Source organism: Cellulosimicrobium sp. SJTW-1 (assembly GCF_047716875.1).
Taxonomy (GTDB): Bacteria; Actinomycetota; Actinomycetes; order Actinomycetales; family Cellulomonadaceae; genus Cellulosimicrobium; species Cellulosimicrobium funkei.
This window is the reverse complement of sequence record NZ_CP136680.1, coordinates 2,537,215-2,561,567: the sequence shown is the minus strand read 5'-3', so window position 1 is coordinate 2,561,567 and position 24,353 is coordinate 2,537,215. Positions and strand designations below refer to the sequence as shown.

Annotated in this window: 18 protein-coding genes; 11 read left to right on the top strand and 7 right to left on the bottom strand. The window is 77.1% G+C overall.

Features of this window, described 5'->3' with window-relative positions; all coding sequences use genetic code 11:
• The first annotated feature begins 97 nt into the window (after positions 1-97).
• From RSE42_RS11670 to RSE42_RS11640, 7 genes are read left to right on the top strand one after another with little or no spacing between them, the layout of a single operon-like run.
• Complete coding sequence (locus tag RSE42_RS11670; protein ID WP_415296320.1) at positions 98-3,826, top strand: DUF4132 domain-containing protein; 3,729 nt, start codon at positions 98-100, stop codon at positions 3,824-3,826.
• A gap of 36 nt (positions 3,827-3,862) precedes the next feature.
• A complete protein-coding gene (locus RSE42_RS11665; protein WP_415296319.1) occupies positions 3,863-5,284 on the top strand; it encodes a YihY/virulence factor BrkB family protein in 1,422 nt (473 codons plus the stop codon).
• Positions 5,281-6,414: an ATP-binding protein gene (locus RSE42_RS11660; RefSeq protein WP_085387725.1), complete on the top strand. Its 1,134-nt coding sequence runs from the start codon at positions 5,281-5,283 to the stop codon at positions 6,412-6,414. The genes RSE42_RS11665 and RSE42_RS11660 overlap by 4 nt, the downstream gene beginning before the upstream one ends.
• Positions 6,405-8,924, top strand: coding sequence for a DUF5682 family protein (locus tag RSE42_RS11655; RefSeq protein ID WP_415296317.1), 2,520 nt, complete (start codon positions 6,405-6,407; stop codon positions 8,922-8,924). Before RSE42_RS11660 ends, RSE42_RS11655 begins: the two co-directional genes overlap by 10 nt.
• Positions 8,900-10,105 (top strand): VWA domain-containing protein, encoded by a 1,206-nt coding sequence (locus RSE42_RS11650; protein ID WP_415296316.1) that lies wholly within the window; start codon positions 8,900-8,902, stop codon positions 10,103-10,105. The genes RSE42_RS11655 and RSE42_RS11650 overlap by 25 nt, the downstream gene beginning before the upstream one ends.
• On the top strand, positions 10,102-12,213 hold the full coding sequence (locus RSE42_RS11645; protein ID WP_415296315.1) for a hypothetical protein: 2,112 nt from the start codon (positions 10,102-10,104) through the stop codon (positions 12,211-12,213). Before RSE42_RS11650 ends, RSE42_RS11645 begins: the two co-directional genes overlap by 4 nt.
• A 53-nt stretch (positions 12,214-12,266) precedes the next feature.
• A complete protein-coding gene (locus RSE42_RS11640) occupies positions 12,267-13,901 on the top strand; it encodes a bifunctional 3'-5' exonuclease/DNA polymerase (protein WP_415298895.1) in 1,635 nt (544 codons plus the stop codon).
• A gap of 28 nt (positions 13,902-13,929) precedes the next feature.
• Here the strand turns inward: RSE42_RS11640 and RSE42_RS11635 are convergent, their stop codons facing one another.
• Genes RSE42_RS11635 through RSE42_RS11620 form a run of 4 tightly spaced genes read right to left on the bottom strand, consistent with a single transcriptional unit; the run spans position 13,930 to position 17,462 of the window.
• Entirely contained in the window at positions 13,930-14,418 is a 489-nt protein-coding gene (locus tag RSE42_RS11635; protein WP_354805371.1) for a VOC family protein, read from the bottom strand.
• The gene (locus tag RSE42_RS11630; protein WP_415296313.1) at positions 14,384-15,289 is read right to left on the bottom strand and encodes a helix-turn-helix domain-containing protein; all 906 of its coding nucleotides are present in this window, start codon (positions 15,287-15,289) and stop codon (positions 14,384-14,386) included. The genes RSE42_RS11635 and RSE42_RS11630 overlap by 35 nt, the downstream gene beginning before the upstream one ends.
• Before the next feature lie 17 nt (positions 15,290-15,306).
• Positions 15,307-17,019: a SulP family inorganic anion transporter gene (locus RSE42_RS11625; RefSeq protein ID WP_415296311.1), complete on the bottom strand. Its 1,713-nt coding sequence runs from the start codon at positions 17,017-17,019 to the stop codon at positions 15,307-15,309.
• The gene (locus RSE42_RS11620; RefSeq protein ID WP_415296309.1) at positions 17,016-17,462 is read right to left on the bottom strand and encodes an ArsR/SmtB family transcription factor; all 447 of its coding nucleotides are present in this window, start codon (positions 17,460-17,462) and stop codon (positions 17,016-17,018) included. The genes RSE42_RS11625 and RSE42_RS11620 overlap by 4 nt, the downstream gene beginning before the upstream one ends.
• A 90-nt stretch (positions 17,463-17,552) precedes the next feature.
• Here RSE42_RS11620 and RSE42_RS11615 point away from each other — a divergent pair, with 90 nt between their 5' ends.
• From RSE42_RS11615 to RSE42_RS11605, 3 genes are all read left to right on the top strand, one after another.
• A complete protein-coding gene (locus tag RSE42_RS11615; RefSeq protein ID WP_415296308.1) occupies positions 17,553-18,530 on the top strand; it encodes a Nif3-like dinuclear metal center hexameric protein in 978 nt (325 codons plus the stop codon).
• Between the two features lie 80 nt (positions 18,531-18,610).
• The gene (locus tag RSE42_RS11610; RefSeq protein ID WP_034653131.1) at positions 18,611-19,354 is read left to right on the top strand and encodes a zinc ribbon domain-containing protein; all 744 of its coding nucleotides are present in this window, start codon (positions 18,611-18,613) and stop codon (positions 19,352-19,354) included.
• Positions 19,351-20,601, top strand: coding sequence for a bifunctional RNase H/acid phosphatase (locus RSE42_RS11605; protein WP_168944408.1), 1,251 nt, complete (start codon positions 19,351-19,353; stop codon positions 20,599-20,601). Before RSE42_RS11610 ends, RSE42_RS11605 begins: the two co-directional genes overlap by 4 nt.
• A 78-nt stretch (positions 20,602-20,679) precedes the next feature.
• Here the strand turns inward: RSE42_RS11605 and RSE42_RS11600 are convergent, their stop codons facing one another.
• Positions 20,680-21,015, bottom strand: a complete 336-nt coding sequence (locus RSE42_RS11600) for a TfoX/Sxy family protein (protein ID WP_076405479.1) — start codon at positions 21,013-21,015, stop codon at positions 20,680-20,682.
• A 104-nt stretch (positions 21,016-21,119) separates the two neighbouring features.
• Positions 21,120-21,962 (bottom strand): YaaA family protein, encoded by an 843-nt coding sequence (locus RSE42_RS11595; protein ID WP_415296306.1) that lies wholly within the window; start codon positions 21,960-21,962, stop codon positions 21,120-21,122.
• An 86-nt stretch (positions 21,963-22,048) separates the two neighbouring features.
• Between RSE42_RS11595 and RSE42_RS11590 the strand changes: the two genes are divergently transcribed.
• Positions 22,049-22,432 (top strand): tautomerase family protein, encoded by a 384-nt coding sequence (locus RSE42_RS11590; protein WP_415296304.1) that lies wholly within the window; start codon positions 22,049-22,051, stop codon positions 22,430-22,432.
• Positions 22,433-22,488: 56 nt separating this feature from the next.
• On the opposite strand, the gene recQ is transcribed toward RSE42_RS11590, so the two are convergent.
• Entirely contained in the window at positions 22,489-24,318 is a 1,830-nt protein-coding gene (gene recQ, locus RSE42_RS11585) for a DNA helicase RecQ (RefSeq protein ID WP_415296303.1), read from the bottom strand.
• Positions 24,319-24,353 lie beyond the last annotated feature (35 nt).

The following is a 24,353-nucleotide window of genomic DNA, read 5'->3' as shown; positions in this document are numbered from 1 at the left end:
ATGGCACCCGTCGCCCGTGCGAGCGCAGCGCGCCGTGTCGGCGGCCGCCCCTAGCATCGGGCCCACCAGCAGCGACGACGTGACGGTGAGGTAGAGGGTGCTCGACAAGGTCAAGGGTCTGTTCCGGCGTGACGAGGGGCAGACGGGAGGCGACCGCCCGAGCGCTCGGCTCGTCGACGCCCTGAAGGTGCTCGCCGTTGCGTCGCCGGAGCTCGCGGACCGTGCGGTCGCGTACGTGCACCGGGGCGAGGGTCCGGAGGTGCTGCTCGAGCTGGAGGCGCTGCGGGGCGGCGACGTCGAGGCGCTCCTCGGCCGTCCCGGTCAGTCCGGGGTCTACTCGTGGACGACCCCTGCCCAGGACGACCGGCTGAAGGCCGCCGTGCCGGGGTGGACGTCGGCGAAGGCGGTCACCGCGCGCTCCAACCTCTACACGCTGTCGGACTCCGTCACCGTCCCGGAGCTCGTGCGCCTCGGCCGCGTCCTCAGCGCGGTCTCGTCCGAGGTGGACCGCGAGCGGGCGTCGGACCCGCGCTGGCTCACGACGCTCGTCAACGACATGTCGCGGCGCGCGAGCGAACGCCGGCACGGCCAGAAGGGCAAGGGCGCGCCCGACCGCTGGACGCCGGACCTGCTCGTGGCCCTCGCGGTCGAGGGCGGCGTGCCGGAGGCGGACGCGCCGGCGGTCGTGCTGCGCGAGCTGTTCGAGCGGCCGGCGTCGGCCGGCTGGGCGTCGCGGCACCTGGGCCCGGCGCTGCTGGGCGACCCGGCGCGGGAGTTCGTCGTCGCGCACCTGGACGTCGCGACGCAGGTGCTGCCGGGGGTGAGCGCCGCGGGGCGCGGTGAGCTCGTGGCGCTCGTCGCGGCGGACCCGGCGGCGACCGAGACGCTCGCCCCGCTGCTCGCCGCGCTCGCCGCGGACACGAGCAAGGCGGTGCGCGAGGCGGCGGTCGCCGCGCTCGTCCCGCTCCCCGCGACGCGCCAGCGCGAGCTCCTCGCCCCTCTGCTCACGTCGCTCCCGGCCTCGCGGCTCGGCGCCGTGGTGACGCGGCTCGCCCAGGTCGAGGGCGGCCTGGCCGCCTTGGAGGACGCGGCCGAGCGGTCGACGGGCGCTCGGGCGACGCTGCTGCGCGACACCGTCGAGCGAGCGCGTGTGCTCGACGCCGCGCAGGAGGACGAGCCCGAGCTCGACGTGCCGCCCTTCGAGCCGCTGCCGGAGACGGTGCTCGGCGACGAGTTCGTGCGGGCCGCGCGGGCCGCGATCGACACCGCCCTCGAGCGCGCCCGCGCCGACCACGCGGCGCACGCAGGGAAGAAGGACGACGACGGGTGGCCACGGTGGCGCCGTCTGACCGTCGAGCAGGACCTCAAGGAGCTGCCGGGCATCACCGACGACGACCTCCGGGTCTTCGCGGCGTTCCTGTCCGGGACGAGCACCCGGCGCCCCGGCGGCGTCGTCATGCGCCGGCTGTCCGCGCCGGGCGTCTTCTCGCGCCTCCCCGGCATCACGCTCCTGCACCGGCTGCGGCTGCAGGGGAACGAGGGGCGCGGGCGCAGCGAGCGGTTCGGCTGGTACCGGCTCCACGAGGGCGACCTGCTCGACGTCGACCTGCGCGTCCTCGACGAGGCGCTGCGGCGCGTCGGACGCGACGACGCCGGGGCGCTGGTCGACGAGCTGTACTTCTCGACCTGGTGGGCGACCGACACGGTGACGCCCGAGCACGCGTGGCCCTACTACGCGGGGCACCTCGACCGGCTCGCCGCCGCGCTCGACGACCGTGAGCGCACGTACGGCAGCGCCAAGCCGGCCCGGGCGCTCGCGGTGCTCGCACAGCTGCCGCAGGTCCCGCGCCGGTTCCTGCCGCGCCTCACCGAGCTCGCGCTGGGCGAGGGCCGCACCTATCGCGCGACGGCGCAGGCGGCCCTGAGCACGCACCCCGGGGTCCGCGGGCTGGCCGAGCAGGGCCTGGGCAACGGCCGGTCCGAGGTGCGCCGCAGCGCGGCGGAGTGGCTCGCCCGGCTCGGCGACGTCGAGGCGGTGCCGGCGCTGCGCGCCGCGCTGGGCAAGGAGCGCAGCGAGGTCGTGCGCGCCGCGCTCCTCACGGCGCTCGAGGCGCTGGGCGAGGACATCTCGGCCGACCTCGCGCCCGAGGCGCTGCTCGCGGAGGCGACCAAGGGCCTGCGCGTGAAGAAGCCGGTCAGCATGGCGTGGTTCGACCTCGACGCGCTGCCCGCGGCCCGCTGGGCGGCGGACGGCTCGCCGGTGGACCCGACGGTCCTGCGCTGGTGGGTCGTGCTCGCGGTCAAGCTCAAGGACCCGAGCGGTGCCGGGCTGCTGGAGCGGTACCTGTCGCTGCTCCAGGAGGAGGACCGCGCACGGCTCGGCAGCCACGTGCTCGCGGCCTGGGTCGCGCAGGACACGCGCAACCCCTCGCCGCAGGAGAGCGACGCGTACGCGACGGCCGGTGCCCAGCTGCGGTACGACCAGTACCAGGCATGGGCCAAGCGTTCGCCCGAGCACTACTCGGTCGAGGCGTCCAAGACGCTCGAGGACCACCACCGCGACCTGTACCGCGAGCACCAGGCCACGTACGTCGGCTCGGCGGTCAAGGACAAGGGTCTGCTCGCGCTGACCGTCGCGATGCCGGGCGCGGAGCTCGCCGCGACGTTCCAGCGCTACGCGAAGGCGCACGTCGGGCGCCGCGCGCAGACCGAGGCGCTCGTGCACGCGCTCGCGGCGAACGGGCAGCCGGCCGCGATCCAGGAGCTCCTCGCCGTCTCGCGGCGGTTCCGCCAGGCGACGGTCCAGGAGACCGCGCAGCGGCTCGCGGGCGAGCTCGCGGAGCGGCGCGGCTGGACGGCGGACCAGCTCGCCGACCGCACCGTCCAGACCGCGGGCTTCGAGGACGATGGCCTGCTCCACCTCGACCTCGGCTCCCGGGAGTACGTCGGGCGCATCACCCCCGCGTTCACGCTCGAGCTCACGAGCGACGCCGGCAAGGTGGTCAAGGCGCTCCCGGCGCCCCGGGCGCAGGACGACCCCGAGCTCGTCGCGGCCGCCAAGAAGCAGCTCACCGCGAGCCGCAAGGAGCTCAAGGCCGTGGTCGCCCTGCAGAACCAGCGGCTCTACGAGGCGATGTGCGTGGGCCGCACGTGGACGGCGTCGGAGTGGCAGGAGTACCTCCTCGGTCACCCCGTGATGTCGCGCCTCGTCGAGCGGCTCGTCTGGGTCGAGAACCCCGGGACGGAGGGTGCCCGCCCGTTCCGGCCCGACGGCGGCGCGCTCGTCGACGCCGACGACGAGGACGTGGAGCTCGGGGAGGGGTCCACGGTCGGGCTCGCGCACGCCGTCCTGCTCGGCCCGGAGGCGACGGCGGCCTGGACGGCGCACCTGGCGGACTACGAGGTCACCCCGCTCTTCGCGCAGCTCGACGTCGCGACGCCCGACGTCCCCGCGGGCGCGACCGCGATCGACGACCACAAGGGCTGGTTCTCCGACAGCTTCTCGATCCGCGGGCGCGCCACGAAGCGGGGATACTCCCGCTCGCAGGCCGAGGACGCCGGGTGGTTCAGCGCGTACACCAAGGCGTTCACGAGCGCGGGGATCGTCGTGCAGATCGAGTTCACGGGGTCGTTCGTCCCGGAGGAGAACATCCCGGCCGCGGTGACGGCGCTGACGTTCGAGCGGACGGGCCGCGGCTCCGGACGGGGGACCGCGCGGATCGCGGACCTGCCGCCCGTCCTCGTCGCGGAGGCCTACCGGGACTATGTGGCGGTGGCCGAGGCGGGTTCGTTCGACCCCGACTGGGAGCGGAAGAGCCAGTGGTGACCCGCCGGACGCTCCCGTGAGCGGCGGCGCCGCCCCGTGATCGTCGTCGCGACGCTCGCCTGGCTGCTCGTCGCCGTGCTCGCGCGCCGGTCGACGGCGGTCCGGTCCGCCGTGAGCACGGCGACGTCGACGCTGCTCGCCCTCGCGGGCGTCGGGGCGGTCGTCGTCGTGGTGGCCGTCGCCGCGGACGACGGCGGGACCCGGGCGCTCGGCGCCCTCGCGAGCGTGCCCGCCGCGGCCGGCGCGGTCGCCGCCGGGACGTGGTGCGCGCGAGCGGTGGTCCGCCCGTGGACGGCGCGGCGGCGCGAGCGCGCGGCGGGCCGGGTCGCGTGGCAGGACCGCGTGCTCGCCGCCGCGGCGCGCACCGGGCCGCGCGTGCGAGGCGTGCGCGTCGCCGACGTCGCCGCCCGTTCGGCGTTCCGCGTCGCCGGGGTCCGCGTCACGGGCCTCGCCGCCGAGATGTCGTACTACGGCCTCATCTCGCTCATCCCGCTGACGACCGCGATCGGGTCGAGCCTCGGCTTCCTGCGCCCGCTCCTCGGCGACGACACCGTCGACTCGATCCGCTCGTCGATCGTCGGCGGGCTCACCACGGTGTTCGCCGAGCACGTGTCGACCTCGGTCGTCGCGCCGCTCGTCGACAGCCTGCTCGACGAGCAGCGCACCGGGTTCGCCGTCGGGTCGTTCCTCGTGGCGCTCTGGCTCGCGAGCCGCGTCTTCCGCGCCGCGGTCCGAGCCTTGGACGACGCGTATGGCGTCGAGCGGCGCCGCGGGGTCGTGGCGCAGTACGTCCTGGGGGTCGCGCTCGCCCTCGGCGCGATCGTCACGGCGGTGTCCGTCGTCGCTCTCGTCGTCGTCGGCCCGCTCCTGGGCGACGGCGCCGACCTGGCCGAGCGGCTCGGCCTCGACGCGGCCTTCCGGCAGACGTGGGACGTGCTGCGTTGGCCGACCGTCGTGCTCGTCTGCGGCGCGTACCTCACGCTGCTCTACCGCTACGCACCGAACGTCGACACGACGTGGCGGCGGTGCCTGCCCGGCGCGGCCGTCGGGACCGGTGGCGTCCTCCTCGTGTCCTGGGGGTTCGGTCTCTACGTCCGGCTCGCGGGACCGGCGGCGCCGGGCTCCGAGGCGGGGACGACGGCGGTCGTCCAGGCGGCCGGGCAGATGCTCGGCCTCGTCCTCGCTGGGGTCCTCTGGGGCTGGCTCACGAGCATCGTCGTGCTCGTGGGCGGCGTCGTGAACGCGGAGGCCGACCCGCACCGCGTGGTCCCGGCGGGACGTGCCACGGGCGCATCCTGGGCCGGTGGGGAGCGCGCCCCCGTGACGGGCACGGCCGCCGAACCCGTCGACGACCGCTCCCGCGGCACCGGCGCCGGCCGTGTGGGACGCGGCTCCTACGCTGACCTGCAGGACCACGGGCCCGGTGCCCGCGACCGGACCGAGGAGGAGCCCGGGTGACGAGCACGACGACCGGTGACGAGCAGGCGCCCCTGGCGCTCGCCGAGCTGCGACCGCCGGCGGAGGTCCGGTACGCCGACGAGCTCGCGGTGCTCGCGCAGGCCGACGCCCGGCGCGGGGCCGACGTCCCGCCGGGCTGGCGCCTGAGCCCGCGCGCGGTGCGGGCATTCGTCGTGGGCGACCGGGAGCTGGGCGTGAGCCGCAAGTTCTTCGGCGACGACCCGCTCGTCGACCGCGCGGTCGTGTCGCTGCTCGGCCGGCAGGGCCTCATGCTCGTGGGCGAGCCCGGCACGGCCAAGTCCCTGCTGTCCGAGCTGCTCGCGGCGGCCGCGAGCGGCACGTCGACCCTCACCGTGCAGGGCACCGCGGGCACGAGCGAGGACCACGTGCGGTACTCGTGGAACTACGCGCTCCTCATCGCGGAGGGGCCGAGCGAGCGCTCGCTCGTGCCGTCGCCCGTCTACCGCGCGATGGAGAGCGGGCGCGTCGCGCGGTTCGAGGAGATCACGCGCTGCGCCCCGGAGATCCAGGACACGCTCGTCTCCGTGCTGTCCGAGAAGCAGCTCATGGTCCCCGAGCTCGGCGCCGACGCCCGCGTCGCGGCGCGGCCCGGGTTCAACGTGCTCGCCACGGCGAACCTGCGCGACCGCGGGGTCCACGAGATGTCGGCCGCGCTCAAGCGGCGCTTCAACTTCGAGACGGTCGCGCCGATCCGCGACCGCGCGTTCGAGATCGAGCTCGTCGAGACGCGCCTCACGGCGGAACTGGGGCCGGCCGCGGACCGTCCCGTGCTCGACCGTGACGTGCTCGAGGTGCTCGTCACCGTGTTCCAGGACCTGCGCACCGGCACGACGGCGAGCGGCGCACCGGTCAAACGCCCCGAGACCGTGATGTCGACGGCGGAGGCGGTGAACGTCGCGATCGCGGCGTCGCTCGAGGCGCGCTATCTCGGCGACGGCACGGTCACGGCCGGGCAGGTCGCGCGCCAGGTGGGCGGCGTCGCGCTCAAGGGCGACGAGGAGGACGCGCGGCGGCTGCGGCACTACGTGGACAACGTCGTGCGGGAGCGCGCGCGGTCGGACGCACGCTGGAAGGACTTCCTCACCGCGGCGGGCGACCTGTGGCGGTAGCCCTGCGCGCCGCGTGGGACGCCGCGCCGCCGCGGCTTCGCCAGGCGGCTCACGACCTCGCGCTGCTGCGCGAGCGCGACGGCGTGCACCTCGTCGGGGTGCGCCACCACAGTCCCGCCTGCGCGGTCGCGGTGGCCGCGCTGGTCGCCGAGGTCCGGCCGTCCGTCGTGCTCGTCGAGGGGCCCGAGGAGTACACGCGCCTCCTGCCCGCGCTGCTCGACGAGCGGACGGTCCCGCCCGTCGCGGTCCTCAGCCTCGCCGGCGACCTCGCGGACGCCGCGGGAGGCGGCGTGCGCGCCGCGGGCTTCTACCCGCTCGCGCGGTACTCGCCCGAGTGGGTCGCCCTGCGCGCGGGGCACGCGGCGGGCGCGGAGCTCGCGTTCGTCGACTCCCCGTGGGGGGAACGGACGGCCGAGGAGGACGACGAGCGGGGAGCGGCCGCGCGGACCGTCCTCGCGGAGCGCCACCTCGCGCACTCGCGCACGGTCGCCCGGCTCGCGGAGCGGCTCGGATGCCGCGACCACGACGAGCTGTGGGACCACCTCTTCGAGGCGCGCGAGACGGCGCGCCTGCACGACTGGCGCGAGCTCGTCGACGACGTGTTCGCGTGGGCCGCGCTCGCGCGGCTCGACTACGAGGACGAGGCGCTCGCCGCCGACGGCTCGCTGGACCGCGAGGCGCGCATGTCCGCGCGCGTCGCGGAGCACGCCGCGCGTGCGGACGGGCCGGTCGTCGTCGTGACGGGCGCGTTCCACACGCTCGCCCTCGTCGAGGCGCTCGTCGGGAGCGAGCACGGCGCGACGGTCGTGGCGCGGCGCCCCGCGGACGGGTACGGCGACCTCGCCGACGCTCCCGCGTGGCTCGTCCGCTACGACGACGAGCGGCTCGACGCCCTGCGGGGGTACGGCGCGGGCATGCCCGCGCCGGGCTACTACGACCGGCTCTGGGCCGCGCACCACGACCCGGCCGGGCCTGCTGCCGCCGCGGCCGGGGTGCTGGTCGACGTCGGGCGCGGGGCGTCGGAGCGCGGGGCCCTCGTGAGCGTGGCCCAGTCCCAGGCCGCCGTCGAGCACGCGCACCGGCTCGCGGCCTTGCGGGAACGGCCCTGGCCGTGCCGCACCGACCTGCTCGACGCGATCACCTCGTGCTACGTGAAGGACCCGGACGACCTGGACGCCGCGGGCGACCGCCCGCTCGGTCTCGCGGTCGCCGAGGTCTTCGCCGGGCGCGCGCTCGGTGACGTCGCCCTGGGCGGTGCGGCCCCGCCGCTCGTCGAGGAGGCCCGGGCCCGCGCCCGGGCGCTGCGTCTCGACGTGTCCGACGCCGTGCCGCGCACCGTGCGGCTCGACGCCCGCCGTCGTGCCGCGCACCGCGACCGGCGCCGGTTCCTCGCGCTGTGCGCGTTCCTCGAGCTGGGCTTCGCCCGCCGGGTCTCGGGCCCCGACCACGTCGCGGGCCGCGGGCTGGGTCTCGTGCTGGAGGAGTGGACGTACGCGTGGACGCCGCTCGTCGAGGCGCGCCTCGTCGAGCTCTCCCACCGCGGGGCGACGCTCGAGGCGGTCGCGGTCGCGCTGCTCGACGACGCGCGCGACCGGGCGCGCGAGGAGCGCTCGAGCGACGCCGTCGCGCGCCTCGTCGCGCAGTGCGTCGTCGTCGGCCTGCCGGAGCGGCTGCCCCCGCTCGTCGCGCTCGTGCGCTCCACGCTCGACGTGGACCCGTCGCTCGCGTCCGTCGTCGCGGGCATGCGACGGCTCGTCGCGCTGTGGCGGGCGCGCGTCGAGCTGGAGCTGGGCGACCACGCGGAGGCCCTGCTCGACCTCGCGGAGCAGGGGCTGGCCACGGCCGCGTACCTGGTCCCGGACCTCGCGGCGGCCGACGCGACGACGCAGGACGACGCCCTGGCGAGCCTCGTCGCGCTGCGGTCCCTCGTGCGCGACGTGCGCGGCGCGGGCCGGGACGGACCGGGCTCGGCGGCCGCGACGGTGGGGCAGGCGCTCGCGCTCGTGCGCGAGGACGCCGACGCGTCCCCGGCGGTGCGCGGCGCGCTCACCGCGTTCGCCGCCGTCGACGACGAGCTCGACGACGAGCTCGGCGGCGAGCCCGGCGACCGCGGGCTCGTCGAGCGGGTGCGGGCCCAGCTCGCACCCGGCGCGGACCCCGTGGCGGCGACGGCGTTCCTCGGCGGGGTCCTGCGCGCGGCCCCGGACCTCCTGCTCCACACGCCGGAGATGTTTGACGCCGTCGACGAGGGCCTGCGTGGTCTCGACGAGGACGCGTTCCGCGCGGTCCTGCCGGACCTGCGGCGCGCGTTCACGTGGTTGCGGCCGACCGAGACGCACCGGCTCGCCGAGCGCGTCGCCGCCCGCACCGGGACGCGCGCGGACGCGCTGGACCGGCGCGTGCACGTCTCGGAGGACGACCTGCGGGCCGCGCTGGTGGTGGAGCGCGAGCTCGTCGCCGTCCTCGAGCGGGACGGGCTGGGCGCGTGGGCTCGCGGGAGCGCCTCGTGACGGCGGGCGGCGGTCTGGGCGTGGCCGGGCGGGCGGACGACCAGGAGGCCGCGCGGCGCTGGCGCCTCGTGCTGGGCCGGTACGCGGGCGACACGCTGCCCGTGGCGCCGCCGGACCAGTCGCTGGACCGCACGCTCGGGCACCTCTATGACCGCGAGTACACCGCGCGGGGCCACCGGCACGGCACCGGCGGAGACCCCGACGGCGACCGGGGCAGGGGCCGCGGAGGCGGCCGCGGCGGGTCGATCGTCGAGGGGCTCGACTGGCTGGGGTCGGCGCGCGCGCTGTTCCCGCGCGAGACGTTCGAGCGCATGCAGGTCGAGGCGGTCGGCCGGTACGGCATGACGGAGCTGCTCGCGGACCCGCAGGCGGTCGAGGCCGTCGAGCCGAGCACCGAGCTGGCGTCGGCGCTCCTGCGCGTGCGAGGCAGGCTCGGGCCGCAGGTCCAGGACGGGCTGCGACGGATCGTCGCGCGCGTCGTCGAGGACGTGGTGCGCCGCCTGCGCCCCCGCTTCGTGACGGCCGTCGACGGGCGCCGGGACCGGTCTCGCCGCTCGTTCGTGCGATCCAGCCGCACGTTCGACGCCGCCGCGACGGTCCGCGCGAACCTCGGCCGCTGGGACCCGGAGCGCGGGCGCCTGGTCGTCACGGACCTGCGCTTCTCGGCGCGGCGGCGTCGGGCGCTGTCGTACGACGTCGTGCTGCTCGTCGACCAGTCGGGGTCCATGGCGGCCTCGGTGCTCTACAGCGCGGTGAGCGCGGGCATCCTCGCGGGGCTGCCGGGGATCACGGTCCGCCTCGTCCTGTTCGACACGGCGGTCGTCGACATGTCGCACCTCGCGCACGACCCGGTGACGGTGCTGCTCACCGCGCAGCTCGGCGGCGGGACCGACATCGCGCGCGCCGTGCGGTACGCGGAGCAGCACGTGCGCGACCCGCGGCGCACGGTCGTCGCGCTCGTCAGCGACTTCGAGGAGGGCGGCTCGGTGTCGCAGCTGGTGTCCGCGGTGGGGCGCCTGCACGCGTCGGGCGTCCGGCTGCTCGGGCTCGCGGCCCTCGACGGGCAGGCGAACCCCGCGTACGACCGCGGCGTCGCCCGCCGGCTCGCCGAGCAGGGCATGGAGATCGCGGCGCTCACGCCGGAGCGGTTCGCCGAGTGGCTCGGCGAGGTGCTCCCGTGAGCGGGGTCGGCGCCGGGCCCGGTGCGTGGGCCGCGGTGTACGCGGGGTACGACGACGACGCCCTCGCCACGCTCGCGAGCCCGGGCCTCGTCCGGCGCGGCCGCAAGGACGTCACCGCCGGGCGGGTCGAGCCGGTCGATGCGCGCCACGACGGCGTGGTCGTGTCCGTGGGCGGGGTGCGGGTCGAGCTCGACGCGCGCGGTCCCGCCGGGGCGCGGTGCGCGTGCCCGACGCCGGGCACGTGCCAGCACGTCGTGGCCGCGAGCCTGTGGGCGCGGGGGACGGGTGCCGCACCCGCGGCGGCTCCCGCCGCGGCCGGTGACGGCGCGACGCCGTCCGCTCCCGCCCCGGACCCGGTGGCGGAGATCCTCGCGCTCGACCCGCGCGTCGTGCACCGTGCCGCGGGCGCCGCCGTCGTGCGGGCGGTCGCCGAGACGGTGCCAGCTGATCCCGCGCAGGCGTCGGTCGACGGTCTCCCCGTGGAGGGGGCGGTCGGTGGGCCGCCCGTGGAGGTGGCGGTCGACGGCCCGCGCGCGGAGGTCTCGTGGCCCGGCGCGCCGCGCGTCACGTACGTCGCGGGGGCGGGGTTCCCGGGGATGCTCGTGGCCCGCGAAGGCGCGGCGTGGAGCGACGCCGACGAGCGCCGGTGGCGGCTGGAGGCGCTCGTGCACGTGTGGCGTGCGCACGGCCGGCCGTGGCCCTGGCCCGAGCGGGCCGCTGCGACGCCGCGTGCCACGGGCGTCCCCGACGCCCGGGCGGTGGCCGACGAGGTCGTGCGCGCGGTCGAGCGGCTGCTCGACGTCGGGCTCTCGCACGTCGGCCGCGACGACCTGGAGGAGCTGCGCGGTGCGGGCGTGGTGGCGCGGCTCGGCCGACGGCCCGCGGTCCAGCGTCTCGTCACGTCCGCGGTCGGGCGGCTCGAGGCGCTCGCGGACCGCCGCGACGCGGTCGACGAGACGGACTGCCTCCTCGCCCTGGCCGAGCTGTGGGCGTACGTGCAGGCGGTGCCCCCGCCCGACGCCGGCACGCCCGACGAGCGCCCGACCGACCTGGCGCGGGTCGTGCCGCTCGGTGCGCGGTGGTGGGTCGCGGCGTCGGGCGCGCGCGGGGTGACCGTGCACCTGTGGGACGCGGACGCCGGGCGCGTGCGGTCGGTCACCACCGGCCGCCCGCCGGGCGCCGACCCGACCTTCCGGCGCTCGTGGGACCTCCCGCTCGTCTGGGGCCGCTCGGTCGAGGCGCTGTGCCGCGGCCCGTTCGCGCTCCACGGCGCGACCGAGCGGGCGGGCACGGGGCTGCGCGCGGGCGAGGGGCCTGCGGTCGAGCCGCTCGGGGCGCTCGACGCCGACGAGCTCCGCGACGTCGCGGCCCGCACCGCGACGACCCCGCCGCGGGCCGAGGCCGGGTTCGGCCGGACACCCGCCGCCGTGCGGGTCGTCATGGTGCGCGAGGCAGGGGCGATCGGCCTCGACGAGGTCGCCCAGGAGCTCACCTGGACGCTGGTCGCGGCGGACGGCGCGGAGACCGTCGTGCGCGTCGACGCCGCGGACGAGGCGGCGTGCGACACCCTGCTCGGGGTCGCGGCGGGGAACCGGCGCGTGGTCGCCGTCGCCGTCGAGCGCGACCTCGCGTCGCGGAGCGACGAGGCCGTCGGGCTGTTCGTCGACCGCCGGGGCGAGGGCCTCGACGTCGTCGTCCCGACGCTGACGCCGGCGTACGACCACCGGGCGTGGTCGGCCCCGTGGACCCGGCTCCGCGCCCGGGTCCGGTCGCTGCGCGGGCGCGCCGGCACGCACGCGCGGGAGGTGGTCGTGCCCACGCCCGTCGAGGACGTGTGCGACACGCTGCTCGACACGGTCGTGGCGCTCGCCGCCACGGGGCGCCGGCACCTCACGCCGCACCAGGCGAGCGCGCTCGCGCGCGCCGCGCGCACCGCCGACGACCTCGGGGCGACGACCCTCGCCGCCGCGGTCGGCCTCGTCGCGCACGAGCCCGACGCCGTCCGGCTCCTGCGGGCCGGCTTCGTCGCGTCCCGGGGTCGGACGCTCGCGCGCGCCGTGGCCGCCGCACCCGACCCCGGGCCCCGAGCACGGGAGGCGAGCGCGTGAGCACCTACGCCGTCCACGTCGGCTCGCCGGGACGGGCCCGGGTCGAGCACGTCGTGGACGGTCCGCCGGACCCGGTCCGCGAGACCTGGGACGACACGAACCGGTGGTACCCGCCCCTGCTCACGGCCGGGCGGCGCGTGGAGCGGTCGCACGACCTGCGCCTGTCCCACGTGCTGCTACGACGCTCGCGGCTCGTCGCGGGCACGCCGTTCGCGCGGCGCGACCCCGGGCCGTGGGACGCGCTCGCCGCGGTGCCGGCCGGGCGCGACCCGTCCGCGCCGCGGCAGCCCGTCGGGCTCTTCGAGCTCGGTGCGCAGGACGGCCCGAGCGTGCGGCTCGACCCCGTCGCCGAGCTTCGCGACCAGCTCGCGACCGTCGCCGCCGCGGACGGGTCGGACGCCGCCGGGCGGCTGCGGCTCCTGCTGGCCGCCGAGTCCGCGGGCGCACTCGTCGCCGCCGAGATGCACCACGCGGGCGTGCCGTGGCGCGCCGACGTGCACGACGCGATCCTCAGCGGCGAGCTCGGACCACGGCCCCGGCCGGGCGAGCGGCCCGCGCGCATGGAGGAGCTCGTCGCGCGCATCCGCGCGGCGCTCGACGCGCCGCCCACCCTCAACCCCGACTCCCACCCCGACCTGCTCAAGGCGCTGCAGTACGCGGGCGTCGGCGTGCGGTCCCTGCGCAAGGGCGAGCTCGAGCGCACGGATCACCCCGTCGTCGAGCCGCTGCTGGAGTACAAGAAGCTCGCACGGCTCCTCACGGCGAACGGCTGGGCGTGGCTCGACACCTGGGTGCACGACGGCCGGTTCCGTACCGAGTACGTCGTGGGCGGGGTCGTCACGGGCCGGTGGGCGTCGAGCGGCGGGGGAGCGCTGCAGCTCCCGAAGCAGGTGCGGCGCGCCGTCGTCGCGGACCCGGGCTGGCGGCTCGTCGTGGCCGACGCCGCGCAGCTCGAGCCGCGCGTGCTCGCCGGGCTCGCGCACGACGAGCGCATGGCCGCCGCGGGCCGTGGGGGCGACATGTACGCGGGGATCGTCGCGTCGGGCGCCGTCGCGACCCGCGACCACGCGAAGGTGGGGATGCTCGGCGCGATGTACGGCGGCACGACCGGCGACAGCGCGCTCGTGCTCCCGCGGCTCGCGAAGGCGTTCCCCGACGCCATCGGCCTCGTGGAGCGCGCCGCCCAGGCCGGCGAGCGCGGGGAGGTCGTCTCGACGCTCCTCGGCCGCAGCTCCCCGCGCCCCGGCGAGTCGTGGGACGCCGCGCAGGACGGGGCGTACGCGGTCGAGGACGCCGGTGCCACGGAGGACGCCGCGTCCGGGGCCGACGCGCAGGCGCGGGCCCGGTCGTACACGCGGGCCTGGGGCCGGTTCACGCGCAACTTCGTCGTGCAGGGCACCGCCGCCGAGTGGGCGCTGTGCTGGCTCGCGTCGATCCGGCGGCGGCTGTGGGACCTGCCCCTCGCCGCGACCCCCGGGGCGGCGCCCGCCCCGTTCGCCGACCGGGCGCACCTCGTCTTCTTCCTGCACGACGAGGTCGTCGTGCACGCGCCGGCCGAGCTCGCCGAGACGGTCGCGCACGAGGTCCGCGCCGCGGCGGCCGAGGCCGGACGCCTGCTGTTCGGCGACTTCCCGGTCGACTTCCCGCTCACCGTCGCGGTCGTCGACCACTACGCCGAGGCGAAGTGAGACGCGGCGGGCAGGACGCCCGGCGTCGTCACCGCCGCGGCTCCCCGCGGTACGTGCCGAAGGACCAGAGGTTCCCCTCGGGGTCCTGGAGCACGAGCTCGCGGCTCCCGTAATCCGTGTCCCGCAGCGGCACGACGACGCGACCGCCGGTACCCGGCACGCGCTCGCGCAGCCGGGCGTCGAGCGCCTCGATCGCGGCGTCGTCGGGCACGACGGCGTACGTGCCGCACGTGCCCGGCTCGCGCGACCACTCCCGCTCGGGGGAGTGGCTGCCGAGCATGATCCCGCCGCCGTGCGGCCAGTCGAGCTGGGCGTGCGCGACGTCGCGGTCGTCGCCCGCCATGACGGCCGTCGCGACGAACCCGACGACGTCGGTGAGGAACGCGACGAGCGCGCGGGCGTCGCGCGCCTGGAGGGTGGGCCAGACCTGGGGGCGCGGTGCCCCGGTCGGCGTCCCGGCCGCGTCGACGGCGGGGGTGTGGTCAGCGGTGTCCCGGGTGCTCTCGTGGATGCTCATGGTCCCAGGCTGGGCCGTCGGTGTGGCCGCCGGCTTGGATGTTCCCGACCTCCTCCCGGACCCACCCGGTCGGGGTCGTGCCGGCGAACCGCCGGAAGTCGCGCACGAGGTGGGAGTGGTCGGCGTACCCGGCGCTCGCGGCGACGTCCGCGAGCGTGCGGGGCCCGCGGCCGAGGGCGAGGCGCTGCACCGCACGACGGGCGGCGTCGAACCGCGCGAGCCCGCGCGCCGCGCGCGGCGAGACCCCGAGCTCCGCCCGGAACAGCGTCTCCAGGCGGCGTTCGCCCAGCGCTACGTGGCGGGCCACGTCCCGGACCCGGGCGCGCCCGTGCGTGCGCACGAGCACCCGCCATGCCTCCGCGACGTCGGGCCGCACGCCGTCGCGCCGGGCGACGGAGCCACCCGGCGCGACGGCCCCGGGCTGTGTGAGCGCCGCCCGCACGACGTCGAACGCCGCGGGCCACGAGCCCGCCTCGGCCACCTGCTCGCGCAACCGCTCGGCGACGGGCCCGAGCACCGCGTCCGCGTCCTCGACGAGCCCGAGGTCGCCGGCCCGGACACCGAGCAGCTCGCGGCACGCGAGGGGGTCGAGGGCGAGCTGCACGCCCGCCTGCTCGGGCGGCTGGTGGATGTAGGCGGGCCGCGTGTGCAGACCGCCGACGAGCGAGGGGTAGCCCACCGGGGCGTCGTCCGGCCCGACCGCCGTCGGCACGGCGCCCGCGGTGCTCAGGACGAGCGTGAGCCACGGCGACGGCAGGCCGCGGTGGACGGACGGTGTCCCGTCCGTCGTCGCGGTCCGCAGGCGGTAGCCGACCATCGACACGACGCCGGGCGGCAGCGCCGGCGGCAGGGCTCGCACGTACTCGTGCACGGCTCCAGGCTAGGCACTCACGTCGCGGGTCGCAGACCGCGCACCTGCGGGACGTCGGTGCCGGTGGCCGCGCGGCGCACGTGGGAGCGCGCGTGCTCGACGGCGGCGTCGAGCGTGTCGAACAGGTGGTTCTCGTGCCGGAGCTCGGCGAGCGCGCCGACGTTCGTGAGCAGCGCGCGGTGCCGGTCCTGGACGCCCTTGACGAGGACGGTCACGCCGCGCGCCTCGAGGCCCTCGATGAGCCCGCCGAGGGCCTTCGCCCCGGTCGCGTCGACCATGCGGAGCTGGGAGAGCCGCAGGACGACGACCGCGACGTCCTCGTGCGCCGAGGCGTCGTTCACCTCGGCGAGCACGCGGTCGGCGGCGCCGAAGAACATGGACCCCTCGAGCCGGAAGAGCGCGACGTGCTCGTCGCCCGGCTCGGCGGGGCCGGGCAGCGGCTCGCGGTGGACCCCGGAGGCGCGGGCGACGGTCCGCAGCGCGAAGAACGCGGCGACGAGGATGCCGATCTCGATGGCCTGCACGAGGTCGAACGCGACGGTGACGACGGCGGTCACGGCGAAGGTCGCCGCGCTGGAGCGCCCGGCGCCGACGACGGAGCGGATCGTGCGACCGCCGATCATCCGGAAGCTCGTCACCATGAGGACGCCGGCGAGCGCGGCGAGCGGGATCCGCGAGACCGGGCCGGTGGCGAGGTACATGACCGCGAGGATCACGACCGCGTGCACGACGGCGGAGAGCCGCGTCCGGGCGCCTGAGCGCACGTTGACCGCGGTGCGGGCGATGGCCCCCGTGGCGGGCATGCCGCCGAAGAGGCCGCTGGCGACGGAGGCGGCGCCCTGGCCGACGAGCTCCCGGTCGGGCTGGTAGACGGATCCGCCGCCCGGCCCGGACTGGACCATGGTCGCTGCGACGCGCGCGGACAGCAGGGACTCGATCGCGGCGAGCGCGGCGATGGCGAGCGCGGCGCCGCCGAGGTCGCGCAGCGCGCCGGGCGTGACCGACGGCAGGACGGGCGCGGGCAGCGACGACGGCAGCGCGCCGATGCGCGGGACGGGCGCGCCGAGCACCTCGACGAGGACGGTGGCGAGCACGACCGCGACGAGCGACGCGGGGATCCCCGCGTGGAGCCGGGGGAGCAGCACCATGGTCGCGGCGACGAGCGCGACGCAGCCGAGCGTCCACAGCACCGGGGCGGCGGGGACGTCGGTGACGGCCGCGCGCACGGCCTCCACCGCGGACACGAGGGTGTTGTGGCCGGGCGCGACCTCGACGCCGACCGCGGCCGGGACCTGCTGGAGGAAGATGATGCACGCGATCCCGAGCGTGAACCCCTCGACGACCGGCCACGGGATGTACGTGACGACCCGGCCGAGCCGGGCGAGCCCGGCGACGAGGACCACGAGCCCGGCGAGGACGGTGACGAGCGCCACGGAGCCGGGGCCGTGCGCGACGACGACGGGCGCGAGGACGACCGCCATCGCCCCGGTCGGTCCGGACACCTGGTGGTTCGACCCGCCGAGGACCGCCGCGACGACGCCGGCGACGACGGCGGTGACGAGCCCGGCGGCGGCCCCGACGCCGGAGCTGACGCCGAACGCGAGCGCGAGCGGGAGCGCGACGACGCCCACGGTGACGCCGGCGAGGAGGTCGGCGCGCAGGGTCCGGGGGCGCAGGTCGTAGTCGGAGCGGCGGGGCAGCAGGTCGCGGACGGCGGCGAGGCGGTTCATGCCGAGGGGGACGACGCCGTGGTCGCGTCGAGCACCGCGCGCGCGGTCGCGCCGGGCAGGGCCGGGAGCCGCCGCGCGGCCTCGAACTGGTCGGACGCGCCGGCGAGGTTCGACAGGAGGAACGCCCGCGCGACGACGAGCAGCTCGGCGACGAGCGGCTCGGCGAGGCGGTACTCGACGGCGTTCCCGCTGCGCGTCGAGGTGACGACGCCTGCCCGGCGCAGCACCGCGAGGTGCTGGGAGAGCTGGGACGCCTCGCACCCGGTGACGTCGAGCAGCACGGAGACGGGCGCGGTGTGGTCGGCGTCGGCGGCGAGGACCTCGAGCACCTGGATCCGCGTGGGGTGCGCGAGGCACCGGAAGAGCTCGGCCTTGATGCGGTAGAGGGGAGCGGTCTCGTCGGTGCCGGGGGCGCCGTCGTCGGGTCGGGGTGGGCGGGGCACGGGTCCTCCGGGCAACGGGATGATGGCTTGCGCAATCCATCAAACCATGGCGAGCGGCGTCCGGCGGCCCGCCCGGGATAGCCTGCCGCCATGACCGCCGCGCCCGACCCGAGCACCGACACGTCTCCTGCGGACCCGGCGGCCGAGGGCGCGGGGCACCCGACGCTCGGCCGCGTCGTGCGGACGCTGGACGAGCTGTACCCGCCGTCGACGGCGGAGGACTGGGACGCCGTCGGGCTCGTCGCCGGCGACCCGGACGCGCCGGTGCGCAAGGTGCTGCTCGCCGTCGACCCCGTCGAGGAGGTCGCGGACGAGGCACTCGCGTGGGGCGCCGACCTGCTCGTCACGCACCACCCGCTGTTCCTGCGGCCGGTGCACTCCGTCGCCGCGACGACCTTCAAGGGCTCGCTCGTGCACCGCCTCATCCGGGGCGGCTGCGCGCTGTACGTCGCGCACACGAACGCCGACGCCGCGCAGCGCGGGGTCGCGGACGCCCTCGCCGACGCGCTCGACCTGCTGCACCGCGTCCCCCTCGTGCCGCACGCCGCGCCGTCACCGCACGAGGCGGCCCGCACCGGCACCGGCCGGGTGGGCAGGCTCGCGGAGCCTACGACGTTGCGTGCGTTCGCGCAGCGCGTCGCGCAGGTGCTGCCTCCGACGGTGCAGGGCGTCCGCGTGGCGGGCGACCTCGACGCGCGCGTGGAGTCGGTCGCGGTGGTGGGCGGGTCCGGCGACTCGCTGTTCGACGCCGTGCGCGCGAGCGGGGCCGACGTCTACCTCACCTCCGACCTGCGCCACCACCCCGTGTCCGAGCTGCGCGAGCGCGCTCGGCTCGACGGCGGCGAGGCGGGGACGCCGTTCCTCGTCGACGTGCCGCACTACGCCTCGGAGTGGCCGTGGCTCCGCTACGCTGCCGAGGACCTCGTGCGCGTCCTCGCGCGCTCCGGCGCGGCCGTGGAGACGCGGGTCAGCACGCTCGTCACCGACCCGTGGACGGCGCGGTTCCCGTCCGCACCCGCCGACCCCGCAGCCGACGCCGGACCGCCCCGCGAGACCGCGCAGGGCTGACCCCCGCCGCACGTCGACCCCCACCCGTCCCCACCGACCCGCACGCCGGCCCCGTCCGGGGCCCACGAAAGGAACCATCCGTGGCCACTGCACCGCCCGCCGACCAGCTCCGCCTGCTCGACGTCCAGGAGCTCGACACGCGTGCCCAGCAGCTCGCGCACCAGCGCAAGAACCTGCCGGAGCACGCGCGCATCGCCGAGCTCGACGCCCAGCTCGAGGACCTGCGCGGCAAGCTCGTGGAGTCGCGGACCGCGGTGAGCGACCTCCGGCGCGAGCTGACCAAGGCCGAGGGCGACGTCGAGCAGGTGCGGACGCGCGCCGCGCGCGACCAGTCCCGCCTGGACTCCGGCCAGGTCGGGGCGAAGGACGCTCAGGCGCTCGTCGCCGAGCTCGAGTCGCTCGCGCGCCGGCAGGGCGTCCTCGAGGAGGTCGAGCTCGACGTCATGGAGCGCCTCGAGGCGCACGAGGAGGCCCTCGCGAAGCTCGAGTCGGCGCACGCCGAGCTCGAGTCCGCCAAGGCCGAGGTCGTGGCCGCGCGCGACGCCCGGTACGCCGAGCTCGACGCCGAGGCCGCGCAGGTCGCGGGGCGGCGCACGGACGCCGTCGCCGGTCTCGACGCGGGCCTGCTCGCGCTCTACGAGCGCGTCCGCGACCAGAACGGCGGCCGCGGCGTCGTCGCGCTGCGCGGCCAGCACGTCGACGGGCTCAACGTCTCGCTGAGCCCGGCCGAGCTCGCGGCGATCACGTCGGCCGCGCCCGACCAGGTGGTGCGGCTCGAGGACTACGGCCACATCGTGGTGCGGCCGGAGGGCGCCGGCGCGTGAGCGGCACCAGCGGTCGGCAGCTCGTCGTCGAGGCCGACGGCGGCTCGCGCGGCAACCCGGGGCCCGCGGGTTTCGGGGCGCTCGTGCGCGACGCCGCGACCGGCCAGGTGCTCGCCGAGCGGGCCGCCTACCTCGGCACGACGACGAACAACGTCGCCGAGTACTCGGGCCTCGTCGCCGGGCTGCGCGCCGCCGCGGAGATCGACCCGGACGCGCGCGTGACGGTCCGGATGGACTCGCGGCTCGTCGTCGAGCAGATGTCGGGGCGCTGGCAGATCAAGCACGACGACATGCGCCGCCTGGCGGCCGAGGCCGCGGCGGTGCTCCCCGCCGCGCAGGTCACCTACGAGTGGGTGCCGCGCGCGCAGAACGCGGCGGCCGACGCCCTGGCCAACGAGGCGATGGACACCCGCGGGACCGTCGTGCGCGACCACGACCCCGCGGACCCGTCCTCGGGTGCAGCAGCCGACCCCGCGGCCGAGACCGCGCCCGTCCCCGTGGACGGGGCGACCCTCCCCGCCGTCCCCGAGGGCGCGGCGCTCGACACGCCCGCTCGGCCGTCGGGCGCCACCGTCCGGTTCGACGACGCGCCCGCGCTCACGGTCGTGCTCGTGCGCCACGGCCAGACGCCGCTCACCGTCGCGGGCGCGTTCAGCGGCTCGTCGGTCCCGGGGCCGTCGCTCACCGCGCGCGGCCGGACCCAGGCCGCGCAGGCAGCGGACCTGGTGTTCCGGATCGGTCGTCAGGCGTGGCCCGACCTGCCGCGCCCGTCGGCCGTCGTCTCCTCGCCCATGGTCCGGGCCCAGGAGACCGCGCGCGCCGTCGGCCGCCGCCTCGGGGTGCCCGTGACGACGGACGACCGGTTCGCCGAGGTGGACTTCGGCGCGTGGGAGGGGCTCACGGCCGCGGAGGTGGACGCCGGGTGGCCCGGCCTCCTGCCCGCCTGGTACACGACCGGGACGACGCCGGCCCCGCGCGGCGAGTCCGCCGCCGACGTCGGCGTGCGCGTCCGGCAGGGGCTGTGCGACCTCGTCGACACCATGCTGCCGGGTGCCGGACCCGCGGGCCGCACCGTCGTCGTCGTGGGCCACGCCGTCCAGGTGCGGGCCGCGATCGGGACGGCCGTGGACGCGCCGCCCGAGCAGTGGTCGCGGATCCGCGTCCCTCCGGCGTCGGTGAGCATCCTGCGGCTGTGGGCCGACGGCACGAGCGAGCTCACGGCCCAGGGCGTCCCGAGCGACCTCTGACCCGGCCGAGGTAGAGGCCTGGTAGCGCGAGGTAGAGGCCTGGTAGCGCGAGGTAGAGGCATGGTCGTGACCAGGCCTCTACCTCGGCGGCCTCGGACGCGCGGTGCGGGCGACCTGGAGACCGGTCTCCACCCAGGCGTCGAGCTCGCGCGTGTCCGCCAGGCGCGGACCGTCGACGACGACCCACCCCGCCATCGTGCGGGTGCCCATCGTCATCGGCCGGGCGCCGCGCTCCAGGGCGGCGGTGCGTCCGCCCGTCCCGACCCGCACCATGAGGGCGTCGCCGGTGATCGCGACCGCCATGCGCCCGTCGACGAGGAACGCGAGGCCGCCGAACATCGTCCGCTCCTCGAACGGGGCGCGGGGCGCCAGCACCGCGCGGACGCGGTCGGCGAGGTCCTGGCTGACGGCCATCGGTCCACTGTGGACCCCTGCCCGTCCCGGCGCAGTGGCACGCGGCGCCGGCCCGGGCCGACAACCGCGCCGGACCGCTCGCCCGGACCGCTCGCCTGGACCGCTCAGGCGATGACGAGCTCGAGCGTCCGCGGGCCGCTGCGCGTCGTGGCGTCGTGCAGGGTCGCCTCGATCAGCCGGTAGGTGAGGCCCGAGCCGACCTCGGTCCCGATCACCGTGCCGACGAGCTCGCGCGCGGCGTCCTGCAGCCCGGCCGCGGACGACGGCGCCGCCGCCTCCCGGCGCACGAGGTGCCCGGCGAGCACGCCGCGCGTGTGCTTGGCGTTGTGCGAGACGACGGTCCGCTTCCCGGCGTGCTCGCGCACGACCCGCACCGCGACCCACTCGGCCGCCCGCGGGCCCGATGTCCGCGGCTTCCACGCGCCCACGTACGTCGCGGACCGGCAGTCGACGACGACGTCGCCCGCGGCCCGCTCGTCGAGCACGGGGGCGAGGTGGGGCCGCCACGCCGTGGCGAGCTTCCCGACGCCCGGCAGGTCCACCGCCATGGAGAGCCGGTACGCCGGGACCCGGTCGGCAGGGGAGAGCGCGCCCCACAACCCCGACACGACGCGCACGTCCTCGCGGGCCCGACGCGCGGGCTCCCCGCCCGCGGCGAGCGCCCCCGCGAGGTCCGCGGCGCCGTACAGCACGCCCGTGTACACGTCGGCTGCCGGACCGGCCGGGGCCGAGCGCAGCACGGTGTTGCGTCGCACCTCCTCGGCGAGCCCCGGCGTCGTGCCCAGGACCTCGTGGGCGTCCGGCCGGGCGCTCGCGGCGGCGAGCGCGTCGAGGACCGACACGCGGTGCGCGGTGAGCGCGGGGGAGGTCAGGGTGTCGAGGTCGACGGGCGGGGCGCCGTCGGGCGCGGGGGTCTTGCCCTCGGACGGGGGGAGCAGCACGAGCACCGGGTCACTCTACGAGCGCGCGCGACGTCGCCGCCGCGGGTGACCGGGGCCGACGGCGTGGGGTGCGTCACGGCTACGCTCGCCCGATGGCCCAGGTGAAGATCTACGGACGGCGCAGCGTGTGGGGCGCGCGGCGGACGGAGGTGTCCGACGCGCTGCACGACGCGCTCGTGCGCGCGTGGCAGCTCCCGCCGGACAAGCGGTTCCACCGCTTCCTGCTCCTGGACGACGACGACCTGGTCGCCCCGCGCTCGGACGCGTACCTGGTCGTCGAGGTCGTCTGCTTCACGGGCCGCACGCGCGAGGCCAAGCGCGCGCTGGTCGCGGCGCTGTACGACGACGTCGTGCCAGCCCTGGGCCTGACCGCGGACGACGTGGAGCTCGTGATCCTGGAGAGCCCGCGCGAGAACTGGGGCATCCGCGGGGTCGGCGGCGACGAGCTCGCGCTGTCGTACCGCGTCGACGTCTGACTCGCGCGTCCCCTGCCTCGCGCGGCGGGGGCGGTCCGAGCCCCGTGCGGGGCCGCTCAGCCTGCCTCGGCGACGACGGCCAGCACCGCGTCGCCGTACCGGGCGAGCTTGTTCTCGCCGACGCCGCTCACCAGCGCGAGCCGCTCGAGCGAGCCGGGCCGGGCGGTCGCGATCCCGCGGAGCGTCGCATCCCCGAACACGATGTACGCGGGCACGCCCTGGGTCTTCGCCTCGCCCGCCCGCCAGGCGCGCAGCGCCTCGAACAGCGGGACGTCCGCCTCGGCCAGCTCGGCGGCGGCGGCCGCCTTCCGTCCCTTCGCCGCACGCACCGGACGAGCCGGCTCGTGCCGCATCCGGACCTCGCGGCGCCGGGCCAGGACCTCCCCGCTCGCCGCGGTGAGCACGAGCGTCCCGTGCGCGCCCTCGACGGTGAGCAGCCCCTGGGCGAGGAGCTGGCGCACCACGGCCCGCCACTCGTTCTCGGACAGGTCGTCCCCGACCCCGAACACCGACAGCTCCTGGTGCCGGAACCGTCGGACCTTCTCCGTGTCCCGGCCGAGGAGGATGTCGACGACCTGCCCGACGCCGAAGCGCTGCCCGCGCTCGCGGTCCAGGCGGAACACCGTCGAGAGCACCTTCTGCGCGGCGACCGTCCCGTCCCAGGCCTCGGGCGGGGCGAGGCACGTGTCGCACGACCCGCAGGCCCCCGCGTGCTCCTGGCCGAAGTAGGCGAGGAGCTGGGCGCGGCGGCACTCCACGGTCTCGCAGAGGGCGAGCATCGCGTCCAGGTGCCGGCCCAGGTTGCGCCGGTGCGCGGCGTCGCCGTCGGACGTCTCGATGAGCTTGCGCTGCTGCACGACGTCGGCGAGGCCGTAGGCCAGCCAGGCGGTGGACGGCAGCCCGTCGCGCCCCGCGCGTCCCGTCTCCTGGTAGTACCCCTCGACGGACTTGGGCAGGTCGAGGTGGGCGACGAACCGGACGTCGGGCTTGTCGATGCCCATGCCGAAGGCGATCGTCGCGACCATGACCACGCCGTCCTCGCGCAGGAACCGGGACTGGTTCGCGGCGCGCACCGACGCGGGGAGCCCCGCGTGGTAGGGCAGCGCCTGGATCCCGTTCTCGACGAGCGTCGCGGCGGTCCTCTCGACCGACGCGCGCGAGAGGCAGTAGACGATCCCGGCCTCCCCGGCGTGCTCGGTCCGCAGCAGGTCGAGCAGCTGCTTCTCGGGCCGGTCCTTGGGCACGATCCGGTAGGTGATGTTGGGGCGGTCGAAGCTGGAGACGAAGTGCCGCGCGCCCTCCAGGTCGAGGCGCAGGGCGATCTCGGCGCGCGTCGCAGCCGTCGCCGTCGCGGTCAGCGCGATGCGCGGGACGGACGGCCAGCGCTGGTGCAGCACCGACAGCTCGAGGTAGTCCGGCCGGAAGTCGTGGCCCCACTGGGAGACGCAGTGCGCCTCGTCGATCGCGAACAGCGCGATCGGCGTCCTGTCGAGCAGGTCGAGGGTGGCGCGGCTGCGGAGCCCCTCCGGCGCCACGTAGAGCAGGTCGAGCTCACCCGCCACGAGCGCGCGCTCCACGGCGCGGCGGTCCTCCGAGGACAGCGTGGAGTTGAGGAACGCGGCGCGGACGCCGAGCGCCGCGAGGGCGTCCACCTGGTCCTGCATGAGGGCGATGAGCGGGGAGACCACGACGCCGGTCCCTGGACGGACCAGGGCGGGGATCTGGTAGCACAGCGACTTGCCCCCGCCGGTCGGCATGAGCACCAGGGCGTCGCCGCCGTTGACGACGGTGTCGATGACGGCCGCCTGCTCACCCCGGAACGCGTCGTACCCGAAGACTCGCCGGAGCACGTCGAGCGCGGGGTCGGTCGCAGTCGCTGTGGCCACCCGGGCACCCTACCGAGGAGTTCCGACACGACGGT

What these genes read in the sequence shown, in the direction of transcription:
- RSE42_RS11600 (WP_076405479.1), bottom strand. Translation starts at nt 21,015, where the DNA reads ATGGCCGTCAGCCAGGACCTCGCCGACCGCGTCCGCGCGGTGCTGGCG.
- RSE42_RS11635 (WP_354805371.1), bottom strand. Translation starts at nt 14,418, where the DNA reads ATGAGCATCCACGAGAGCACCCGGGACACCGCTGACCACACCCCCGCC.
- RSE42_RS11590 (WP_415296304.1), top strand. Translation starts at nt 22,049, where the DNA reads ATGGCCCAGGTGAAGATCTACGGACGGCGCAGCGTGTGGGGCGCGCGG.
- RSE42_RS11615 (WP_415296308.1), top strand. Translation starts at nt 17,553, where the DNA reads ATGACCGCCGCGCCCGACCCGAGCACCGACACGTCTCCTGCGGACCCG.
- RSE42_RS11625 (WP_415296311.1), bottom strand. Translation starts at nt 17,019, where the DNA reads ATGAACCGCCTCGCCGCCGTCCGCGACCTGCTGCCCCGCCGCTCCGAC.